General features: G+C 42.8%; 16 protein-coding genes and 2 pseudogenes. 10 read left to right on the top strand and 8 right to left on the bottom strand.

The window, feature by feature from the left end:
* Positions 1 to 165: 165 nt before the first annotated feature.
* The 4 genes from V7K85_RS28355 to V7K85_RS28340 all read right to left on the bottom strand — a co-directional run bounded on the left by V7K85_RS28355 (position 166) and on the right by V7K85_RS28340 (position 5,377).
* Complete coding sequence (locus V7K85_RS28355) at positions 166 to 3,276, bottom strand: DUF3769 domain-containing protein (RefSeq protein WP_334818755.1); 3,111 nt, start codon at positions 3,274 to 3,276, stop codon at positions 166 to 168.
* Positions 3,277 to 3,413: 137 nt separating this feature from the next.
* Positions 3,414 to 3,530: a photosystem II reaction center protein I gene (locus V7K85_RS28350; RefSeq protein ID WP_334818884.1), complete on the bottom strand. Its 117-nt coding sequence runs from the start codon at positions 3,528 to 3,530 to the stop codon at positions 3,414 to 3,416.
* A 366-nt stretch (positions 3,531 to 3,896) separates the two neighbouring features.
* A complete protein-coding gene (locus V7K85_RS28345) occupies positions 3,897 to 4,592 on the bottom strand; it encodes an acyltransferase (protein WP_334818753.1) in 696 nt (231 codons plus the stop codon).
* A gap of 656 nt (positions 4,593 to 5,248) precedes the next feature.
* Positions 5,249 to 5,377 carry a hypothetical protein gene (locus tag V7K85_RS28340; RefSeq protein ID WP_256091202.1) on the bottom strand — a complete coding sequence of 43 codons (129 nt, stop codon included), beginning with the start codon at positions 5,375 to 5,377 and terminating at the stop codon, positions 5,249 to 5,251.
* Positions 5,378 to 5,987: 610 nt separating this feature from the next.
* On the opposite strand from V7K85_RS28340, the gene V7K85_RS28335 reads away from it, so the two are divergent.
* Entirely contained in the window at positions 5,988 to 6,311 is a 324-nt protein-coding gene (locus V7K85_RS28335) for a hypothetical protein (RefSeq protein ID WP_334818751.1), read from the top strand.
* A 562-nt stretch (positions 6,312 to 6,873) separates the two neighbouring features.
* Positions 6,874 to 9,438 carry an alpha-glucan family phosphorylase gene (gene glgP, locus V7K85_RS28330; protein ID WP_334818749.1) on the top strand — a complete coding sequence of 855 codons (2,565 nt, stop codon included), beginning with the start codon at positions 6,874 to 6,876 and terminating at the stop codon, positions 9,436 to 9,438.
* Positions 9,439 to 9,777: 339 nt separating this feature from the next.
* Here glgP and V7K85_RS28325 read toward each other — a convergent pair whose 3' ends face one another.
* Together V7K85_RS28325 and V7K85_RS28320 are read right to left on the bottom strand one after the other, a co-directional pair.
* Entirely contained in the window at positions 9,778 to 10,281 is a 504-nt protein-coding gene (locus tag V7K85_RS28325) for a hypothetical protein (RefSeq protein WP_334818747.1), read from the bottom strand.
* Positions 10,282 to 10,580: 299 nt separating this feature from the next.
* A pseudogene (locus tag V7K85_RS28320) lies at positions 10,581 to 10,685 on the bottom strand (DUF429 domain-containing protein); the annotation flags it as partial.
* A 151-nt stretch (positions 10,686 to 10,836) separates the two neighbouring features.
* Between V7K85_RS28320 and V7K85_RS28315 the strand changes: the two are divergent.
* Both V7K85_RS28315 and V7K85_RS28310 read left to right on the top strand, forming a co-directional pair.
* Complete coding sequence (locus V7K85_RS28315; protein WP_334818745.1) at positions 10,837 to 12,096, top strand: glycosyltransferase family 4 protein; 1,260 nt, start codon at positions 10,837 to 10,839, stop codon at positions 12,094 to 12,096.
* Between the two features lie 76 nt (positions 12,097 to 12,172).
* The gene (locus V7K85_RS28310; RefSeq protein WP_334818743.1) at positions 12,173 to 13,039 is read left to right on the top strand and encodes a calcium-binding protein; all 867 of its coding nucleotides are present in this window, start codon (positions 12,173 to 12,175) and stop codon (positions 13,037 to 13,039) included.
* 33 nt (positions 13,040 to 13,072) lie between these two features.
* Here the strand turns inward: V7K85_RS28310 and V7K85_RS28305 are convergent, their stop codons facing one another.
* Positions 13,073 to 13,357: a DUF4070 domain-containing protein gene (locus tag V7K85_RS28305; protein WP_334818882.1), complete on the bottom strand. Its 285-nt coding sequence runs from the start codon at positions 13,355 to 13,357 to the stop codon at positions 13,073 to 13,075.
* 209 nt (positions 13,358 to 13,566) lie between these two features.
* On the opposite strand from V7K85_RS28305, the gene V7K85_RS28300 reads away from it, so the two are divergent.
* Entirely contained in the window at positions 13,567 to 14,700 is a 1,134-nt protein-coding gene (locus V7K85_RS28300) for an SAM-dependent methyltransferase (protein WP_334818741.1), read from the top strand.
* An 85-nt stretch (positions 14,701 to 14,785) separates the two neighbouring features.
* Positions 14,786 to 14,914, top strand: a pseudogene (locus V7K85_RS28295) (chorismate synthase); the annotation flags it as partial.
* A 203-nt stretch (positions 14,915 to 15,117) separates the two neighbouring features.
* Here V7K85_RS28295 and V7K85_RS28290 read toward each other — a convergent pair.
* Complete coding sequence (locus V7K85_RS28290; RefSeq protein WP_334818880.1) at positions 15,118 to 15,876, bottom strand: acyl-CoA desaturase; 759 nt, start codon at positions 15,874 to 15,876, stop codon at positions 15,118 to 15,120.
* A 475-nt stretch (positions 15,877 to 16,351) separates the two neighbouring features.
* On the opposite strand from V7K85_RS28290, the gene V7K85_RS28285 reads away from it, so the two are divergent.
* The 4 genes from V7K85_RS28285 to V7K85_RS36695 all read left to right on the top strand — a co-directional run.
* A complete protein-coding gene (locus V7K85_RS28285; protein WP_334818737.1) occupies positions 16,352 to 16,477 on the top strand; it encodes a hypothetical protein in 126 nt (41 codons plus the stop codon).
* Positions 16,478 to 17,366: 889 nt separating this feature from the next.
* The gene (gene trpS, locus V7K85_RS28280) at positions 17,367 to 18,377 is read left to right on the top strand and encodes a tryptophan--tRNA ligase (RefSeq protein WP_334818735.1); all 1,011 of its coding nucleotides are present in this window, start codon (positions 17,367 to 17,369) and stop codon (positions 18,375 to 18,377) included.
* A 39-nt stretch (positions 18,378 to 18,416) separates the two neighbouring features.
* Entirely contained in the window at positions 18,417 to 19,355 is a 939-nt protein-coding gene (locus tag V7K85_RS28275; protein ID WP_442940629.1) for a methylenetetrahydrofolate reductase, read from the top strand.
* Positions 19,356 to 19,861: 506 nt separating this feature from the next.
* Positions 19,862 to 19,993 (top strand): FG-GAP repeat protein (locus tag V7K85_RS36695; protein ID WP_442940630.1); only part of this gene is annotated, 132 nt, incomplete at its 3' end.

Raw genomic sequence — 19,993 nt, 5'->3', positions numbered from 1 at the left:
TAGATTTTAGATTTTAAATTAAAGAAGAAAGAATTATTTGGTTCATGCCCCGTAAAAGAGTGGGCGGAATAAATCCAAAATCCAAAATCATCGCATTCCCATGCCCCGTAAAAGAGTGGGCGGAATAAATCTAAAATCCAAAATTTAAAATCCAAAATCGATTGACTAATAATCCTGTTGCACGCCGCCTACTACTGGCTTAACTTCCGAAAATGGATCAGTGCCACCACCCCAGTTAAAATCACTAATTCGGATGCTGAAGCCACCTAACTCCAGCACTGGATTGTAACGTAAGGTGATGCCATAGGTGCGACGGCTATATTCCAAAATGTAGTCGGTGCTAGCTTCTCTACCAGTATCCAAGTTAACAGATGTTTGAAAGCCTAAGCGAAAAGGCCCGTAGATTTGCTGTGATATCCCAGCGCTCAACACTTTGCTATCAACGAAGCGATCAAACAAAAAGGGTGATAATCCGTTATTTAAGCCTTGAGAATAACTAATATTAAAAGCAGTATAGTCTAAAAAAGGTCGAGAAAAATGACCAATTTGCCCTTGTAGTCCAATTGTAGCAGTTAGGGTGCTTTGGTTATCACTATTGGTGTAATAACTGGTAGTGCCTGTAAGAACAGCGATCGCTTGCAAGTAAGGAACTACAGGGTTAGCTGTGTATCGTAATCCCTCAGTGGCAGTGGGTGGTAATGGTTTTCCTCGCCATAGCAACAGCCCTTTACTCAGAGAAGCACTGGCTTGTAAACGACCTAGTGAGATGCGATCGTTTTCCCGCTGTGGTTCTAGTAAGTCTTGGCGATCGGTGTTGGCATCGATATATCGAGCGCTTGCCTGATAGGTAAGGTTGATACCACTTTTTCCTAAAGGAATCACAGGAGAGGTAATAATGCCGCCAAGACTGCTCTGGACGGTTTGAAAGCCGAGAGTACCGTTGTAGAGGCGATCGCGGTAGTTATATTGCAGATTCAAGATATGGGGAAGGGAAGTCCCTAATATTTGGCGCAATCCCAAATTCACTCGCAAATTGTCTTCCACCTTGTTTAAGTCAAAACTGGTTAACTCCCCAGTCCCCTCAACTACTGCCCGTGGACTCAAAATAGAATTTATCTTTGTCTTCACAGCAAACAATCCGCCTAAGTCACCTGTGCCTTCTTGTACAGCTCTCTGTATTAATAACTGGGGTGTGATCGTCCAGCGAGTCTGATCTGTAGTGATCACTGGAAAGCCACGCTCAATATACAAACCACCCCGCTTGTCTCCATCATAGCCGGGGGAGACTATTGCAGGTGTAACGTCCCGCTCCCGGCGGTCAATAGTCTGCTCATTCATAGGAATTGGTAAGGAGAGCTTTTGATCAAATACCAAACGCTGTCGCTGTGTCCTAATCCGGTCTACTAAGGGTGATTCTCGTGTCAGAGTTACTTTATCTGCGCGTAATTCTAGTTCTGGGGGCGAAAAAGGATCATTGGTGATCCGAACATCGCTTGCTTGCCAGCCTTGGGGATAAAAGTCAATGTGTTCAGCTTCAAACCTGAGCCGCTTGACTATACCCCCTGTTTTCGGCGGCGGGATGTTGGTAGCGCCTGTCTGACCACCAATTGTCACATCAAGTCCTCCAGGGCTGCTCACACCGGAAACGGGCTGATTGGCTCGAATGCGATCGCTGGGCGGACGTTTTGGGACTCCACCAGCACTTACATCCGTGGGTAAGAAAGCAAAATCTGTTTGGGCTGAGGGTACGTAAATTTCTCCTCTACCATTTTCCAGTTCCCCACTATCTTGAACAAAGTTATAGGTAAAGCGTTGTCCACGCAGTACCTGATCACCCCGTGTTAAAGTTACGTTGCCTTCCCCCGCAGCGATCAAGTTGTCCAAATTGACTTGCAGGCGATCGGCATCCACCACCGCCCCATCAAATCGCACAACTACATTACCAACAGCTGTAATAATTCGCCTTTGCTCGTCATATTCTTGCCGATCTGAAGTGACTTCCACAATTTTCGGTCTGGCTGGGGGCGTGCTAGCTGGCGCAGTTGTACTAGATGGTTGACCTTGTGGATTATTAGTGGTATTTACCTCTGGTGTTGGTGTTGGTGCTTGAGTTTGTTGTTGGACTTGGGAATTGAATTCTACAGTGATCGGCGTTGAGAGTTGGTTTGTCGGGCTGCGAGACTTGAATGTGATAAAATTTTGTACTGATTGAGAACTCGGTGCCAGATCAGCAGCAGATACAGATATATTGTCTCCTCCTAGAGACTGTTGTGCAGTAATATGACTTTGCTGTTTTCGTTGGGTTAACTTCTCAGCTAAAATTTCAGCTTTGGACTCGACTAACTTGTGGCTATTTGTGACATTTGGGGCAACTTGAAGAAGACGCGGAGATTGGGCGACAAGGGGACTTGGGGAAACTCTATAGCTAAAGCTACCAGAGTCCAAAAAGGTTTGTTTTTCTTCACCACTAGAGTTTGGATCTTGCGAGCGCTCACCGAGTTTTTCAGCAGGTTCACGCTTTGCCTCTAGGTCGGAAGCCTCTGTTACAAAGTTCAGATGCCTGCGGCGGGCTGCGCTATCCGTTGGCGCAGCCTCTTCTCTACCTTGGGCTGCGCCAACGAGTCCGTGAGCGTCGGAAGCCTCCCCTCTGACGCCAGACCAGAGCGACGGGAAAGGCTTTATTCGTGCTGGCTCGACTTTGCGCTCCGCTCCAACTTTTCTTGGCAACGCAGTGGTTTCTCTTTGCGTCTCCCCTTTGTGCAGCGCCGATCTGAGGAGAAGTTCCGAGCGGCGGATGCCTACGCTCGGACTTGTCTTTGTGTCCTCTTTCTCTTGGCGATTAGAGGTTTTAACCTCTTGCGTGGGATAACCAATCACCAGCGGTTGTCCCAAAAGTGCAGCACTTCCAGAGCCGATGATCGGGGAAATTGCTGGTGGAAAGGTTTCTGGTAAATCAGGTACAGAGGAAGTTTCGGCAACTACCAAGTCATCCTGACTTGAGTTGATCAAAGTTGGCAATAATCGATCACTCTTGGTGTCAGTCGCAATTGCCAATTGAGCCAAATCCTTAGGCTGCTTGGATTTGTCTGTCTTTTGCTGTATTCCAGTCTCTACACCTGAAAGAAACTTTGTATGACTAGCAGATGAGGGGGGATTTACTGGTTGTGAAGATTCGACGATAGGAGGCGGCGCGGGCGGCAGAACTGGATGAAGCATATTTGAGCAAAATCGGGCTAACAAACAGCCAAATGACGGACGGAAGGATAAATCACACATTTTGCCTTCCGACTGTCGCCTTCTGCTACTTGCAGCAAGCCACTTGGAGGAGGAAACTTACTAGGTGAAAGTTTAGTAAGTTTCCGTGGCGTTTAGTATCTTCCGCCTTCCGGAGTTGCGGATGATTTATCGCCCTTTTACTCTAAGTCGCGACGGCCGGGGTTACGAGCTGGATCGTTCGACAAAAATCCGAAGATGAAGATACTTACGAAGAAGGCAACAACAATATAAACAGCGATTTTTAAAGTCAGCATAGAAATATCTCCAACGGGTAAGACAAAGATATCTTTTCTTTCAGGATCTGCCATGCAGAAAAGATAGCTCCTTTATATTACCCAAATCTCGTCCCTTTTTTAGAGGACTCTGGGGACTGGGGAACTCGGGGCCCCCAGGGAGTGGGGATTAGGGACATGGGGACTTGGAGATTAGGGACTAGCAGTGCCTACCCTAGAGTTATTGAGAATGGTGCAAAATGTCAGTTGTCTGACTTTTAGATGCCCTTAAGAAATAACTCACAGACTCGTTTACTCCTGTGACGTTGACTGACGGCAAAAGTTTCCCAAAAAAGGGAACAGGTTACAGGTTATAGAAGATAGTTACTATGCCCAATGTCCTATTTCTCAGTTTGAAGTAATGCTTAAGTCTTTGCCAATTCGGTTTTTGATTACTCGTGCAGGTATGCCTACAGCAACAGAGAAAGGAGAAATATCTCTATTGACAACTGCTCCAGCACCAATAACACTGCCTTTGCCGATAGTAACGCCATCTAATACTGTTACTCCATGCCCTAGCCAACAATCATCCTCAATCACGATTCCCTTACGAGTAACACCTTGGTATTTAATCGGCTCCATCGGATCGGCAAAATTATGATTATTGGCATATATCCCTGAGTGGGCGGCAATCATGCAGTGTTTACCAATTTTAATGTCTCCTGGCCCCTCAATAGACACGTTAGGGCCAATGAAGGTGTCTTCATCAATATATATACATGTATCTTCCAAAGACCCTATATCAACGTTACGCTCAATAGCGACTCTATTTCCTAGATGAATTCTATTATTTTTATGTCCTCTTGCATCCATCCGTACACCCTTGAAAATATAGACTCCACTGCCTATCTCAATACAAGAAGTACCGTTAAATTCAACACCATTTTGAATATACACTAGGCTGCCTATCTGGGCAAAAATACTACGATATCCCAAATTACGCAACTTCGGTCCCAGAATCAGTGTCGGAATATCTCCTAACACAGTAGTTACTAAAAGTTCTTGCACGCGCTGCAATTTTGAAAAATATTGCTCGTTATGCATAGCTACATATCTCTTCAATCAATTGTTGTTGACAGTATTGAAACTTTTTTTGGCTGTATCCTAATCTTCTACCAATCCCAATTATTTATGCATGTATTAATACGTACATAGCTAATTGGCAGTATCACCGAAATCTCCCCAGATTTTTAGATGGTTTTTCAACATTTGAAAAACCATCTAAAAATCTGGCTTTGACTATGTGAGCAATTCTTTAACTGAAGTTTGGTAGAATCACTCAATTGATATGCACAATTGCGTTAAGTCGCTAAAAGCTTTTGTACCAGTCAGGGTACGAAAAAATTTTGCTTCTTTTTCACTAGCTAAATTAACAAAACAATTTCAGTGCATTGCAGGTTCAAAACTCAGACTATTAAATTGTCTGATGGGAAAATTTGCTGGTTTAGATAGGCTACTGTTTTGGTTATCCGGCAAATTTGCAAAGCTTGTTACGCAACTAGGGATAGAGTTATTTAGCTTGAGGCTACTTTTTCTCAAGCGATTTTAGTCTTTTGAAACAACTCAGTTCCACAAGCTATTTTGCAACAAAAAATACATTTAACTAGACTATTTCAAAGATTTAGATAAAATTTATGCCTAGCATGACAATGTAATTATTGTTGGATTTTTCTGGGTATTTTTGCCCAAACAAAACCCAATTAGGGTGGATTATCTCCCACATCAGCCATCACATTGAAGTTAACCATCGGTGCAAACAAGTAAGCGCTTCCCCGACTGCTATGACGGCTTTCTTGCAACGAATTTCTAGAGTATGCTGCTCCAATCATGTTGCACACGGATGATTTACAGACGAACCAATTCACGCTTGTAATTACATGAATTGCTTTTAATAACAATTGTTTCTAACGATAACACATTTTATTTTTAGTGGAACACTCTGATGAAATAAGTTTATTTCCAGGTTGCTTGTTGATTAGAATGCTGGAAATCAGTTAAGTTTTTTACTGGTGCGATGCCTACGGCGGGCAAAGCCTACACTACTATCTATTAATTTTATACACTTAGATAAAATCTATTTAGGACGAGCCGAGAAAAAATGCTGTAAACAGTTAATTGGCATTTATGTTCATATTTCTACTGTTGCTTGTCCAAATAATTTTATGATTTTGCGTTAAATTCAGAATAATATCTACTATACTTATGACACCTCTTTATAAAAAAAGCTAAAAATATTCCTCTTCCCCATTACTTATATCTAAAAGTTTGTAAATCACCCATTCGGGTGAGCCAAGCGGGTGATGCGTGCTTGGCACTACTTATTATAAATTTTATTGAAAGAAAGCTAAAACGTAGCTTATTTTCCAGGAGAAGTCCACAAAACAACATCAACTGCCCAAATTGAGGTATCGGTTTTAACTCACATACTTGGTTCAAATTATGGCTTTAATTAAAGAAATTGTCGAAGAAGCTCTAACTACCGGCTATTTGAGTGTTGTAGCCGAAGATAAACTGCGATCGCAACTTCAAAGTAATTATGACTCAGAAGACCTAGATGCCTGGATCATTTTACAACGAGCCATTGTGGCAGGTGATGTCAAACAAGAGTCGCGCCGAAAAAAAGCTTCCCTCTCTCCTAAAGCTAAAGACGCTTCATCGAGTATCAAACTTGCTTATCAAATGGCAGCGGAGATTGCTTATGCAGCAGCTGTAGCTCTGACGATGACAAAAAATACTAAAGATCAGCCTTCATTAGGTGCTTAAAATTACACCGTGACATGTTATTTACCTGATTTAGTATCAATGTTTAATACCAAGTAGTTAGCGTCGGCTAGCAAGAACAGCAGGCATCGCTTTTCCTGGTTAACTGCTTGGTACGATTTTCATCCGATTATTTATGGGATTTACTTTCTGCCTTCTGCCCCCTGCCTTCTTACACTGCTTCTTTACCAGCGCCATTTTATTAAAAAATAATTAAAAATTTAACTTGACTGCAAACAGCTATGAGGAATTTTCACCCTCAGCCAAGATCGTAGAATTGATCCCCGGAAGCAATACTAAAAAAAATATAAATTATTTATTCAGAACTGGATTTTTTTAAGTGATAGATGCCAGTAAATGATTAAATCTTAATATACCAAGTACATGGCTGAAGGTAAGCATAGAATTAGAAACACCTTGGTGTAAACTTTAGCAACGAGGTTAAAAATAATTCTCAATGCTTAACAAAGTCATCGCTTTTTCACAAAATACAGTATAAAGAATTGGCAACATTGGTAAAGAGAGTAAACAATAACCATAGCTAAACTTGGAGTTTTGCCAACCTATGCAGCCAATTCGCACATTTAACGTATCCCCTTCACTACCGCCGCGACTCGAACCACTACGGCGGCTGGCATATAACTTGCACTGGGATTGGAACGTTGATACTAAAGATTTATTTCGTCGCTTAGACTCTGACCTCTGGGAGTCTAGCCATCATAACCCGGTGTTAATGTTGGGTACTATCTCTCAATCGCGGCTTCTGGAAGTTGTGGAAGATGAAGGCTTTCTAGCGCAAATGGATCGAGCTGACCGTCAGTTAGAAGATTATTTGCAAGAGCGCACCTGGTATCAGAAACAACGGGAGCAGAAACCAAAAGAAACCTACGCCTATTTTTCCGCAGAATTTGGACTTGTAGATTGTTTGCCCGTCTATTCTGGGGGCTTGGGCGTTCTGGCGGGGGATCACCTCAAATCTGCCAGTGACTTGGGTCTACCGCTTGTAGGTGTAGGTTTACTGTATCAGCAAGGCTACTTTGCCCAGTATCTCAATGCCGATGGCTGGCAGCAGGAACGCTACCTGAGCAACGATTTCTACAATATGCCCTTGCATCTAGAGCGCAATCCCGATGGTTCAGAACTGCGGATTGCGGTAGATTATCCAGGACGCAAGGTGTATGCCAGAGTTTGGCGTGTACAGGTAGGAACGGTGCCCCTATATTTGATGGACACCAACATTGAACCCAACAATGTTTACGACCACGACATCACAGATCAACTGTACGGTGGCGACATCGATATGCGTATCCACCAGGAAATCATGCTGGGGATCGGTGGTGTGCAAATGCTCAAAGCTTTGGGGCTGAAAGTCACCGCTTACCACATGAATGAAGGTCACGCCGCCTTCTCCGCCCTAGAACGCATCCGCTTGCTGATTCAGGAAGAGGGATTGAATTATGCCCAAGCTAAACAGGTGGTGGCTTCCAGTAATATCTTTACAACTCACACACCAGTACCAGCGGGAATTGACTTGTTCGCTCCCGACAAAATGTTGTACTACCTGGGGTACTATGCAGAGATATTTGGGTTGCCTAAAGAGCAATTTTTAGGACTGGGACGCGAAAATACAGGCGATTTATCTGGGCCTTTCAGTATGGCGGTGCTGGCGCTGAAGATGGCAACATTTTCTAACGGTGTAGCACAACTGCATGGTGTGGTATCACGGCAAATGTTCCAGGGCTTGTGGAAGAATGTGCCCGTAGAGGAAGTGCCGATCGCAGCAATTACTAACGGTGTCCATGCTCGGAGTTGTGTTGCGAAATCGACTCAAGAATTGTACGATCGCTACCTGGGGCCAAACTGGTCATCAGCACCACCAGATAGCCCATTGTGGGAGCGGATGGACGCCATACCCGATGAGGAGTTGTGGCGCAATCATGAACGCTGCCGCTTAGATATGATTTTGTTTGTCCGGGAGCATTTGGTCAAGCATTTGCGCGATCGCGGCGCTTCCGCCTCCGAAATTACCCAAGCCCAAGAAGTTTTAGATCCTTACGCTTTCACCATTGGCTTTGCCCGTCGCTTTGCCACCTATAAACGCGCTACCCTCTGGATGCGTGATTTGGAACGCATTAAGCGGCTTTTACTGGCTAACAAAGACCGGAAAGTGCAATTCGTGATTGCTGGTAAAGCACATCCCAAGGATATTCCCGGTAAAGAACTGATCCGCGAGATCAATCACTTTATCCGCGAACAACATTTAGAAAAACAGGTAGTGTTTGTTCCCAATTACGACATTCACATATCCCGGCTGATGGTTGCAGGTTGCGATATCTGGTTAAATACACCGCGTCGTCCACGGGAAGCCTCTGGTACCAGTGGGATGAAAGCAGCAATGAATGGATTGCCAAATTTAAGTGTACTAGATGGCTGGTGGGATGAAGCTGATTACGTCCGCACGGGCTGGGCAATTGGACACGGAGAGAATTACGACGATCCTAACTACCAGGATGAAGTAGAAGCAAACGCTCTCTACGAGTTGTTAGAGAAGGAAGTTGTACCGCTATTTTATGACCATCGGGATAGTGATGGCTTGCCTCGTCCGTGGGTTGCCAAAATGAAGGATGCAATTCGGTTGAATTGTCCATTCTTTAATACAGCGCGGATGGTAGGAGAATATTCCGGGCGGGCTTATTTCCCGGCCAGCGATCGCTATCATACCCTGACTGTTGATAACTATGCCCCAGCTAAAGAACTAGCTGCTTGGAAAGCAAAACTAGGCGAACACTGGTTCAACATCAAAATCAAAGATATTGACGTATCTGCAGTTTCAGAGATTGAGGTTAATCAAACCGTTGCTGTCAAAGTCAAGGTTGACTTGGCAACTTTGACGAATGATGATGTGCAGGTGGAGCTATATCAAGGTGCGATCGATCCTAATGGTGAGATTGTCAATGCTGTGCCAGTGGTGATGGATTACCAAGGGGAGGATGCACAGCAATTGGGTATTTACACGGGTAATATCACCTATACCGCCTCTGGTTTGCAAGGCTTGTCGTTGCGTGTATTGCCGAAAAATCAATACCTGGCTAATCCCTATGAACCAAGATTAATTGCTTGGGCAGAATAAGAGTGCTGAGTAGTTATTGAATACTCAAGAGCAGGCGTTGCTGATTTAAGTTTAGCAACGCCTTTTATGTTATAAGTTTTCAGGTAGATAATTAATATTTAGTAGCTGTTCTAAAATATAAGTACAATATTCTGACTTTTCACGTCATGTAGAAAAGTTAACGCTAAACCTAATCCCTGAGCAAGGTTTCTTACTAGGGAATGGAAGCCAGGTTTTCCAGATACGAGTGAAAAGTCAGGTTTTGGAATGAGTGGAAAAAGAGATTGTGTCTATCCTACCGCCAAGTAGAATCAATGCTCAGTTCACCTGGAACCAAGCTTAATAAATGAAGGCGGAGGATTAACCACGACCCCAATCGCGCTCGCGCTCATAGCGACGGTTATTGTCGCGGTCATAGCGGCGATTATTTTCACGCTCATAGCGGCGGTTATTGTCACGCTCATAGCGATAATTATTGTCACGAATGTTGCGAAGGTTATTATCGCGGTCATAGTGGCGATTATTTTCACGCTCATAGCGACGGTTATTATCGCGTTCATAGCGATAGTTATGATCACGCTCATAGCGGCGGTTATGATCGCGCTCATAGCGATAGTTATGGTCACGAATGTTGCGATAGTTATTGTCACGAATGTTGCGAAGGTTGTTCTCGCGGTCATAATCATCATCTCTGTGATGACGACTCTGAAGTTCGTAGTTACCATCATCGTTGCGATCATAGCTGTAGTTATCTAACTCAGCAATATAAGACACTGGTGTCTTAGCATCAGCTTTTGGAGAAATCGCCAAAGCAGAAGCAGATGCTATCAAGCCTGCGAGAAAAATAGAGGTAAAGCGGTTCATGATGTGAGTCGAAAGTTGTTGATAGTAATTTATACAAGTCCAGTCTGTTTAGGAAAAGCAGATTCCACAAATCTTTGAATCAATCTTATCAGTCTTGAGTAACTCGAAAAGTTTTCTTGGGTGCGGTGATTGAGAAAAGTTTTGTCATCTGTGATACTTTCTGACTTTCTACATCCTGTGAAAAGTAGAGACGCGAAATTTCGCGTCTCTACAAGGGTTTGAGTGAACGCATAATTAATTTTCCCAGATGTCTATTGTACGCTCTGAGCGATCCAGGTGAGGATGTCTGCAATGGCTTATTTGCGATCTAAATTAAGTAGTTGCAGTTGTCCATCTATCCATTCTAAGCAGCACAGTCCACTTGGTTGCGATTTTCAGCCTAAATCAATACCAAGAAATTTGATTTTCATAACACAAATTTGCGATTATTTTCGCATTTTCGGGCAACTATTTACCTAAATTTACTTGCTAAAAATTGTGATAAATAATCTTATAATCTTAAGTAGCTTGTCTTAATTTATTTTATCTGGCAATAAATTAATCAAGATTATTCCAATGAAAATTTTATTTTTACATCCCAATTTTCCCTCGCAATTTCGCAACCTAGCGATAGTTTTAGGTAAAGATGCTAATTACCAAGTTGTCTTTGGGACAAATCGTCGTGAAGGGGAAATACCTGGCGTTTATAAAGCTATTTACACTCCTTCTCGTGAAGCTGCTCCCCAAACCCACCATTATGTTCGCAATCTGGAAAATGCTGTTCTCACCGCGCAGGCTGTCTATCGCGTGGCAGAAAAATTAAAAGCCGAGGGTTTCGTTCCAGATATAGTTTATGGTCATTCTGGTTGGGGGCCAACTTTATTTATGAAAGATGTTTTCCCGAAAGCAGAATTATTGTGTTATTTCGAGTGGTTTTACCATGCTCACGGTTCGGATGCAGACTTTGATCCCAATGAACCAATGACTGCTGATGATGAATGCCGCATCCGTGTGAAAAATACGCCGATTTTGACTGATTTATATAGTTGCGATCGCGGTCTTTCTCCGACGAATTGGCAGCGGCAGCAGTTTCCTAAAGAGTATCATAGCAAACTGACTGTAATTCATGATGGTGTTGATACCAAATTTTTTGCTCCCAAACCAGGCGCAAAATTAGTTTTACCAAGAATAAATCTTGACCTTTCCCATGTTGAAGAGTTGGTAACTTATGTGGGACGGGGGATGGAACCTTATAGAGGTTTTCCGCAGTTTATGGAAGCGGTGGCGCTAATTCAGCAGCGACGACCTAAGTGTCATGTGGTAGTTGTGGGAGAAGATAGGGTGGCTTATGGGAAGAATCTCCCCGATGGTCAAACTTATAAACAATTAATGCTAGAAAAATTATCTTTGGATTTATCGAGACTGCACTTTACAGATAGGCTTCCTTACAATGAGTACCTTCAGGTTTTGCAAGCTTCTTCTGCTCATATTTATTTAACCCGTCCTTTTGTTTTATCCTGGTCGATGTTAGAAGTAATGGCAGCAGGATGTTTACTAGTAGCTTCTAAGACTCCGCCAGTATTGGAGGTCGTACAGGATGGGGTGAATGGACTGCTGGTAGATTTCTTTTCTCCCCAGAATATTGCTAATCGGGTTGAAGAGGCGCTGAATTATCCTCAGGAGATGAAAGCAATTCGTGCGAATGCGCGAGAGACAATTCTGAAGCGTTATGATTTAGCGAAACTGTTACCACAGCATTTGCAATGGATGTTTGCTGGAAAAAGTTCTAATAGCTTGAAAAAGCGGCCAAATTCTAAAGGATTTGGCAGAAATTAGATGATATTAGTCATTAGTCATTAGTTACAACCAACAAAAGGACAAATAACAGAAAAATATAAAAGCGATATTTAAAATGCGAATTATTTTTACCATTGCCCATTTTTTCCAACCTAGCAGTGAGGGTCGTCATGCTTCCCAACGCAAAGACCCGCAACCCCGCTTGCAGGCGTTAACTAAAAGCCTTACCGCTTTACACCAATCATTTGGTAAATCTCAAAGTATCATCAACATTGCTCAACGACTAGCTTTTCCTGCTAATCAGCCGCAGTCGCACGAACTAGATATTGTTATTTGTACAACCAAAGATAATCATCTTCTAAATCAGCTTCCCCTACCATCCCATTTATATAGGCATCATTCTAGCAATGCAGAACCTCTACTTTTGGGGTTTGAGTGCCAAGCTGTTCTGCAAAGTTGTCTCGGTCAGTATGATTACTACTGCTTTCTGGAAGATGATCTAATTATCTATGACCCTTGGTTTTTTATAAAATTAAACTGGTTTACCCAACAAGCTGGTGACTTAAACTTGCTCCAGCCAAATCGTTATGAAGTCTCGCCCCACGGTTTGGTTGACAAAGCTTACATTGATGGGGATTTGGCTTTACGAGTAACTGCTCCCTTTCAAAAGGTACAGGAGCAACAAGAACTCAGCGGTACAATTATGAATGCACCAATTACCTTTCGTCGTGCCCTCAATCCTCATGCAGGCTGCTACTTTTTGAATGCAAATCAGATGGCTCAATGGGCTAGTCAAACTTATTTTCTTGACCGCGATATTAGCTTTGTTGGGCCTCTAGAAAGTGCTGCTACTTTGGGAATTATGAAGACATTCCGAATTTACAAAACCTCACCGGAGCAAGCAAGTTTTTTGGAGATTCAGCACTTTGGAACCGGATTTCTGGGGCTAATTGGAGGACAGGTGGGTTTAGCAGAAAGGTAAATCGAATTTAAGAGTTTAGCTGAATAATTATCGTTAACTCAATTGCAAACTGCTAGAGTCACTTTCGTAAAACCGATTAACAGGTGACAACTGATAACTTGCTTTTTCTGTCTCCTGTGTTTGCTGGTGTTGCTTTAACGCTTCCAGTTGTGTTTCCAGTTGCACCTTCACCTGATGACGGAAGCTGAAGAAGTGTTCACCTAAACTCAATGCTACAAAGTAATCATACAATAAATGCGGTTTTTGGAGGGCGATCGCAACCAACTGCCACCAGAAACGGAAAGGAGTTGAGCGAACAACACCCTGACGCCAAAAAATTATCGGAAATAAACGCAGTTCATGCCAAGTTATAGGACGTTACTTCCATCAAGTTAAAGTGCCGGAAGGTGTCTTGAAGATAAATATTCATAAATGTATGTTAAAACTTATAACACTTTAGGATTAAAAAACTAAAACAATCCAATTCTTAGACTAATACTAATGTAGCTAATCTAGCGTTATTTTAATGATTGTTACGGAGTGTGACTATGACTACTAGTACCCTGCTGCAAGAAATAGAAAAGTATATCCCTATTGTGGGAGATATAAATATCAAGAGTCCATTAGCATACCAAGCAACTCGTGGGGCGGTTGAGGTAGTCAACACAGTCCAGATGGCAGTGGCAGAGGCTTATATCAACGGATTAGAAGTTCCTGATTCCGTCCTAGAATCGCTTTTTGATACCTGTATGCCAATTTTATTTCAGTATTTTCCATCCCTCCTGGCACCGTATGAATGGGTATTAAAAGAAACTGATCATGTCGCCGTAGGAGCACGAGAACTAATGAAAATTCAGTACGACTTGCCTCAAGCCATGCTGAATACTATGTTGGGGGACGGGAAACTCATTTATCCTAAGTACAGCATGGGATTGTGGGAAAAAGGAGCATTAAACCTTGAGCAATCCCAGATGCAGATGATTGATGATGTAATTGAAAAGCTAGACATCAAAGACGGAGACAATATCTTAGACTTTGGGTGCGGGTGGGGATGTGTTCCTAATTACATTCTTTCTAAGTTCCCCAATGTCAAGTTTACGGGTCTGAATTTGAGCCACGAGCAATGTGAATATATCCGCCACAAAATGCAAGATCCTGAGAGTTATCTCAGTTCAGATCGGTTTACCCTATATGAAGGTGATTTGAATAATGCAAATTTCGAGATAAAGTTTGATAAAATCCTCTCGATTGGTGTTTTTTGTCATGTTGGTAACTTAACAGAAGCCTTTAAAAAATTAGCTTCGTTTCTGAAAGATGATGGCAAAGTTTTGATTCACATCATCACAGTCCGCATCCCTAACAATATGTCCAGCGTTTACACCCACAAATATATTTTTCCACACGGTCGTTACTGGAATTACAATGCAGTTCCCAGCCATAACCAAGACCTCAAAACAATTCAAAAATGGTATCTCAATGGCTTTAATTACTCTAAAACACTAACTAACTGGTTACAAAATTTTGACGACAACCAGACAACAATAAAAACATTAAACTATGGCATGGACTATGCCAGGTTTCGCCGGATATGGAGGTTTTATTTGATATGGTTTATTCGCAATTTTGCTAGTTGTGATGGAGAATATAATGGTAATGGTCAATTTTTAATGGTTCATGCCTAGCCGGACAAAGCTAGAGTTTCTCCTGCTAGGGGTTGAAGGGCATAGTGTCAATTACATTCCTCCTCGCTTAGTTTGACACCTCTAGCTGGCAGCGAAAGGACGGCATCACCCCTGTGTCTTGCCCAGAGCGGTGCCGATGGTGGAAGCGATGGTGGCGCTGGTGCTTTGCGATCATTTATTGCGGCATCAAGGTGAGTGTGGGGTACTGAGCTGATAACTCGAATGCTGGGAAGCGCTCCGACGTAATGCCCACGCTTCAAAGATGGTATGTTGAGGGATGGACATCTTGTCCGTCCTTATTTAATTGGCTGAAGATGCCTTCTTCAGAAAAACATCTTCATTGTGTTAAGCCCTTGGATTCTTGACTGAGACGCCAAGGAAGAGACTTTTCTTTTGACCAATCTGTCAACCAGAATATCAGACGGATATCTTTGCTTCCGCCTTGAACACTGAGTTATGACAGTTTCGGTTTCTGGCGCGAGCGAGAAGTTCTGTTTCAGAAGGCACTCTAATCTTTGACGCTAGCTTTAGGAACTGAAGCATTCTGATAAACCAAAATGTTGGGTCTGGAAGATAGGCAACCTGACCCTCTCGCACGGTTATGCCATGCCGGGCTGACGACTGGAATGCATGATGAAGATTATGCCAGCCTTCACCCAAAGTCAGAAACGCGACGAGCCAATGGTTCTTACTATAGTCGTTGGTTATGAACGGTTGCTCACCGAGTATGTGGCTGAGTGAGTTGACCGTGGCGACACAGTGGAAGAGGACAGTCGTGCTGAGGAAAAAAGCGCCGAGATATTCAGTTCCACCGATGTAGTACGAGAGCGCACCGAGAGCAACGGTGGGAATGAAGTGCAAACGGTCAACAATCTTCAAAACCACATTACTCTCAACATCGGTGGGAAGCTTCGAGGGAAAAAACTGTGGCGAGAATAGCCATCCAGCTTGAGACCACCAGAATCCTTTTATCCCTTTGAAAGGCATATAGGGGGAATGAGGATCTTTTTCTTGGTCTGAGCATTGATGATGGACCATATGGTGAGCTTTCCACCAACTTGGCCCCATCTGCCCAGCTGAAGCAGCCACGATGCTTCCAACGCATAGAACTGAGGTTGGAGCCTGGTAGCTCTTGTGGGTGAGTAACCTATGGTAGATGCCAGTAGTTGCAAGCATTCGTATTACATATAACAATAGGGCCCACAAGGCAGCACCCCACGATAAGCCAGTAACAATAATGAGTAGTGATCCTAAATGACTCACGACGATCAAAGTAGGCCCTAATATGTAAGAAATAATCGTCAGCTGAGAGTACTGCTTCATTAGTCTTTTAATGTCCTTAAGCTTCAAAATAGAAATGCACCACATTTTCACCGCAGTCAAGCTCGCGGACAGCATAACGCCCACCGTTGCCAGCGTTAACACTACAGGCATATCTTGGCACAATTCGCTTGAAATTTTTGTCTAGCCATTGGTTACACTTACAATCCTTTAAGCTTAGACTGTTTGCGCTCTATGGGTTATCGGGGGTTGTGTTGCAAAAACTTGTTGAGGTCAGAAAACTCCTTGAAAAAGGAATTGATTTTGAATCCCATCCCAGGTTTGACTAGCCAAAATACTGTGGGGTATACAAGTCAAACAGCAAACAATAATGAATCAGCATCTACAAACCGCAACAGCTACTTCTGAAGTTGTTCAGCGAACAATAGTCAAAGACACACTTGATGCGATCGCATCAAGTGCAAGAATTTATCACTCTGCGTCAAAATATGCGTAAACTGAGAAAAGACCTAGCGGTAAAGTTGGTTTATCAAGGCTATTTATACCAGCAAATTCAAACAATTTTAGATATGTGATTGGATTCGATAACAAGCTGGAAACAAGCTGATGAGCAAATAGCACTAAAATTTGAGCGAATCCATTATCTAGAGGGATGAGAGGGTTTGAGGTGTAGTGAGTCAAAGATTTATTGATGTTTGCACTTATTTATATTTTTCTTTATTATTCCCTACACCCTACAGCCAGTCCAGACAAAGGTTTCACCTTCTCTCAGTGCCATTCCATTATGGACTAGAGTAGTAAAGCTTTCATTAACAGATTTCCCGGAGTGGAAAAATTAACTTACAATTTCTAAGTTAATCTTACTTCCTCTGACAAAAACTTAAATTTTGTCTATTTCTATAAATTAAAGATACATAAAGCGCTCAGATGAAGAGAAAAAGTATTGTTATTTACAGGGTCTTGCGGTTTAGTATTTCTATTGCCGTGCCATCTAAACGCAACCTTCTGCATTCTTAATGCATCGATTTACAATGCGATTGTATCGACTTACAATGCGATTGTATCGACTTTTTATTTACAGCAGACTACAGTAAGACATTACAATGCCCACCCCACAATCTATTGTTACTACACAAAGTTGTGCCATTACTACACTAAGTTGTCGTTTTTTTTCGTGAAGAGTTTCTATAGGAATCGGAGTTGAGTTAAAATCTCTAATCCACAACGGCGAGTTGACTTGGAAAATGTCAAAATTAAATGAGTTTTGCGTAGGCGCATACTCCTACCGAGAAGCAAGCTACCCGTAGCGTCTCGTAGAGAAGCGACTTGTCGCCAGATATCGCCACTTTACATAGCGCGGATTTGAGATAACTAAGTTGAAATTTATGGGCAAGCAACGTGTTCTTTCTGGAGTTCAACCAACGGGCAATTACCATCTAGGCAACTACTTGGGAGCCATTCGCAACTGGGTAGAAGGTCAGAGCGAATACGAAAATTACCTTTTTGTAGCTGATTTGCACGCGATTACAGTGCCACACGACCCAAAACAGTTGGCCGCTGATACCTACACCCTCGCTGCTCTCTATCTAGCTTGTGGTCTTGATTTAAATCACTCTACCATCTTTGTCCAATCCCACGTTTCGGCCCACAGTGAACTCACCTGGTTGCTCAACTGCATTACACCTCTAAACTGGCTGCAAGATATGATCCAGTTCAAGGAAAAAGCTGTCAAGCAGGGAGAAAATGTGAGTGCAGGTTTATTAGATTACCCTGTGCTAATGGCAGCTGATATTTTGCTTTACCAAGCCGATAAAGTGCCAGTGGGTGAAGACCAAAAGCAACACTTGGAATTGACACGGGATATTGCAGCTCGGTTAAATCACCAATTTGGTAAACCAGATCAACCAGTTCTAAAGTTACCAGACCCTTTGATTCGCAAGGAAGGGGCAAGGGTGATGAGTTTAGCGGACGGTACACGCAAAATGTCGAAGTCTGATCCTTCAGAGTTAAGCCGGATCAGTTTGCTAGATTCACCAGAACAGATTCAATACAAGATTAAGCGTTGTAAAACCGATCCGATTCGTGGTTTGACTTTTGATGATCCAGCGCGTCCAGAGTGTAATAACTTGTTAACGCTCTATACATTGCTTTCTGGCAAGAGAAAGGAAGATGTAGCAGTTGAGTGTCAAGATATGGGGTGGGGGCAATTTAAGCCATTGTTGACGGACACGATAATTGAGTCCCTGAAACCAATTCAAGAAAAATATCAGGCGATAACGGCAGACAAAGCCTATTTGGAGTCTGTGTTACGCGATGGAGGGGAAAAAGCTAGAGCGATCGCAAATCAAACTTTATCACAAGTAAAGGCTGCTTTAGGCTACTCTCTTCCTCTATAAGTTTTCCCTTCAGGTGTGATTTGCTATACCATTGAAGAAATGGAAAGTCTTAATTTTATGCATCACACCCATCGCTCCACAGCCTTCAAGAGAGCTGTACAAGCAGGTGAATTTCTAGTTACCGCCGAGGTAGCACCTCCGAAAGGGGGAGATCCAGCGCACATGATTCAAATGGCGGCGACTCTTAAGGGGAGGGTTCATGCTGTCAATGTTACTGATGGTAGCCGTGCAATGTTACGGATGTCTTCGTTAATGGCGTCGGTGATTTTATTACAAAACGGCGTAGAGCCAATTTGTCAAGTTGCTTGCCGCGATCGCAATCGCATTGGTTTACAAGCTGATTTAATGGGCGCTGATGCTTTGGGCATACGTAACATTTTAGCTTTGACTGGTGACCCAGTAAAAGCAGGCGATCATGTAGATGCCAAAGCAGTATTTGATTTGGAAGCTGTGCGACTGCTGCAACTAATTCGGAAGATGAATCAAGGCGTTGATTGCAACGAGAAACCTTTGACTGATGGAGCGCTAGATTTATTTGTTGGTGCAGCGGTAGACCCGCAATGTAAGAGTTGGTCTGGTTTGCAAAGTCGATTTGAACGCAAAATCGAAGCAGGAGCGCAGTTTTTCCAAAGTCAATTGATTACCGATTTTGACATGCTAGAAAAGTTTATGGACACCATTGCCGCTGGCTATAAAAAACCGATTTTGGCAGGAATTTTTCTGTTGAAATCGGCGAAAAATGCTCAGTTTATTAATAGGTGTGTTCCGGGTGTAAATATTCCCCAACATATTATTGATAGATTGGCGAAAGCCAAAGACCCTTTTGAGGAAGGGATAAAAATTGCCGCCGAGCAAGTGCAAATAGCGCGGCAATTATGTCAGGGAGTCCATATGATGGCGGTGAAGCGTGAAGATGCGATCGCGTCAATTTTAGATTTAGCTGGGGTTGCTCCAGTTAATCAGTTGGTATCCAAGTAAAGGAAATAACGAATCTATTATTAAAGCAGATGGAAGCAACCATCTGCTTTTTTTAATCTCCTTATTAGACTTCTTGCAAAAATACCTAACGACTTTAGTCGCGGCTACAAAAGCGAAGTCCGCCTGCGCGGACTAATGAAAAATCAACGGTTTTAAACCTACGGAGATGGGTTTTGTCTGTGTAGCCGCGATTTCCAATCGCCAAGGCAAGTATAAATTTAGATTTTTAAAACATCTTTAGAAACTGTACCCCGACTGTTAGCCTTGGCGTTGAGTGTAGAACAAGTGGCGGTAGCTCTAGATTTGACAATGTAGCAAGTACAGCAAGTAGCTGAGAATCAGTCTGGCTGATATTGGGTGCTGCTTGAGTCTTGCGCTTTATCTTTGGAAACACTCTGCTGTATATTAAATTTCAAGGAGATTGCAAACCCCAACTGAGAGCCTAGCCGGTTGGGATACTTTACGTCAGTCACACTTGCATACAAAAATCAACACTATTGAAAGCTATGTCTACTTTTACTTTTTTACCAGCACAAGACCGCCCAGAAGGTGGATGGAATGGTTATAAAACTCTAACAGGCGATGTGAATGGCGATGGATTAACCGACTTAATTTGGAACGAAACAGGCAATATTAAT

The sequence above is a fragment of the Nostoc sp. genome, from assembly GCF_036917615.1.
Lineage (GTDB): Bacteria > Cyanobacteriota > Cyanobacteriia > Cyanobacteriales > Nostocaceae > Nostoc.
Note: the sequence above shows the minus strand (reverse complement) of the source record. Positions and strands in the feature narration are given on the sequence as shown.

What these genes read in the sequence shown, in the direction of transcription:
- V7K85_RS28355 (WP_334818755.1), bottom strand. Translation starts at nt 3,276, where the DNA reads ATGTGTGATTTATCCTTCCGTCCGTCATTTGGCTGTTTGTTAGCCCGA.
- V7K85_RS28350 (WP_334818884.1), bottom strand. Translation starts at nt 3,530, where the DNA reads ATGCTGACTTTAAAAATCGCTGTTTATATTGTTGTTGCCTTCTTCGTA.
- V7K85_RS28345 (WP_334818753.1), bottom strand. Translation starts at nt 4,592, where the DNA reads ATGCATAACGAGCAATATTTTTCAAAATTGCAGCGCGTGCAAGAACTT.
- V7K85_RS28340 (WP_256091202.1), bottom strand. Translation starts at nt 5,377, where the DNA reads ATGATTGGAGCAGCATACTCTAGAAATTCGTTGCAAGAAAGCCGTCAT.
- V7K85_RS28335 (WP_334818751.1), top strand. Translation starts at nt 5,988, where the DNA reads ATGGCTTTAATTAAAGAAATTGTCGAAGAAGCTCTAACTACCGGCTAT.
- glgP (WP_334818749.1), top strand. Translation starts at nt 6,874, where the DNA reads ATGCAGCCAATTCGCACATTTAACGTATCCCCTTCACTACCGCCGCGA.
- V7K85_RS28325 (WP_334818747.1), bottom strand. Translation starts at nt 10,281, where the DNA reads ATGAACCGCTTTACCTCTATTTTTCTCGCAGGCTTGATAGCATCTGCT.
- V7K85_RS28315 (WP_334818745.1), top strand. Translation starts at nt 10,837, where the DNA reads ATGAAAATTTTATTTTTACATCCCAATTTTCCCTCGCAATTTCGCAAC.
- V7K85_RS28310 (WP_334818743.1), top strand. Translation starts at nt 12,173, where the DNA reads ATGCGAATTATTTTTACCATTGCCCATTTTTTCCAACCTAGCAGTGAG.
- V7K85_RS28300 (WP_334818741.1), top strand. Translation starts at nt 13,567, where the DNA reads ATGACTACTAGTACCCTGCTGCAAGAAATAGAAAAGTATATCCCTATT.
- V7K85_RS28290 (WP_334818880.1), bottom strand. Translation starts at nt 15,876, where the DNA reads ATGCTTGCAACTACTGGCATCTACCATAGGTTACTCACCCACAAGAGC.
- V7K85_RS28285 (WP_334818737.1), top strand. Translation starts at nt 16,352, where the DNA reads ATGAATCAGCATCTACAAACCGCAACAGCTACTTCTGAAGTTGTTCAG.
- trpS (WP_334818735.1), top strand. Translation starts at nt 17,367, where the DNA reads ATGGGCAAGCAACGTGTTCTTTCTGGAGTTCAACCAACGGGCAATTAC.
- V7K85_RS28275 (WP_442940629.1), top strand. Translation starts at nt 18,417, where the DNA reads ATGGAAAGTCTTAATTTTATGCATCACACCCATCGCTCCACAGCCTTC.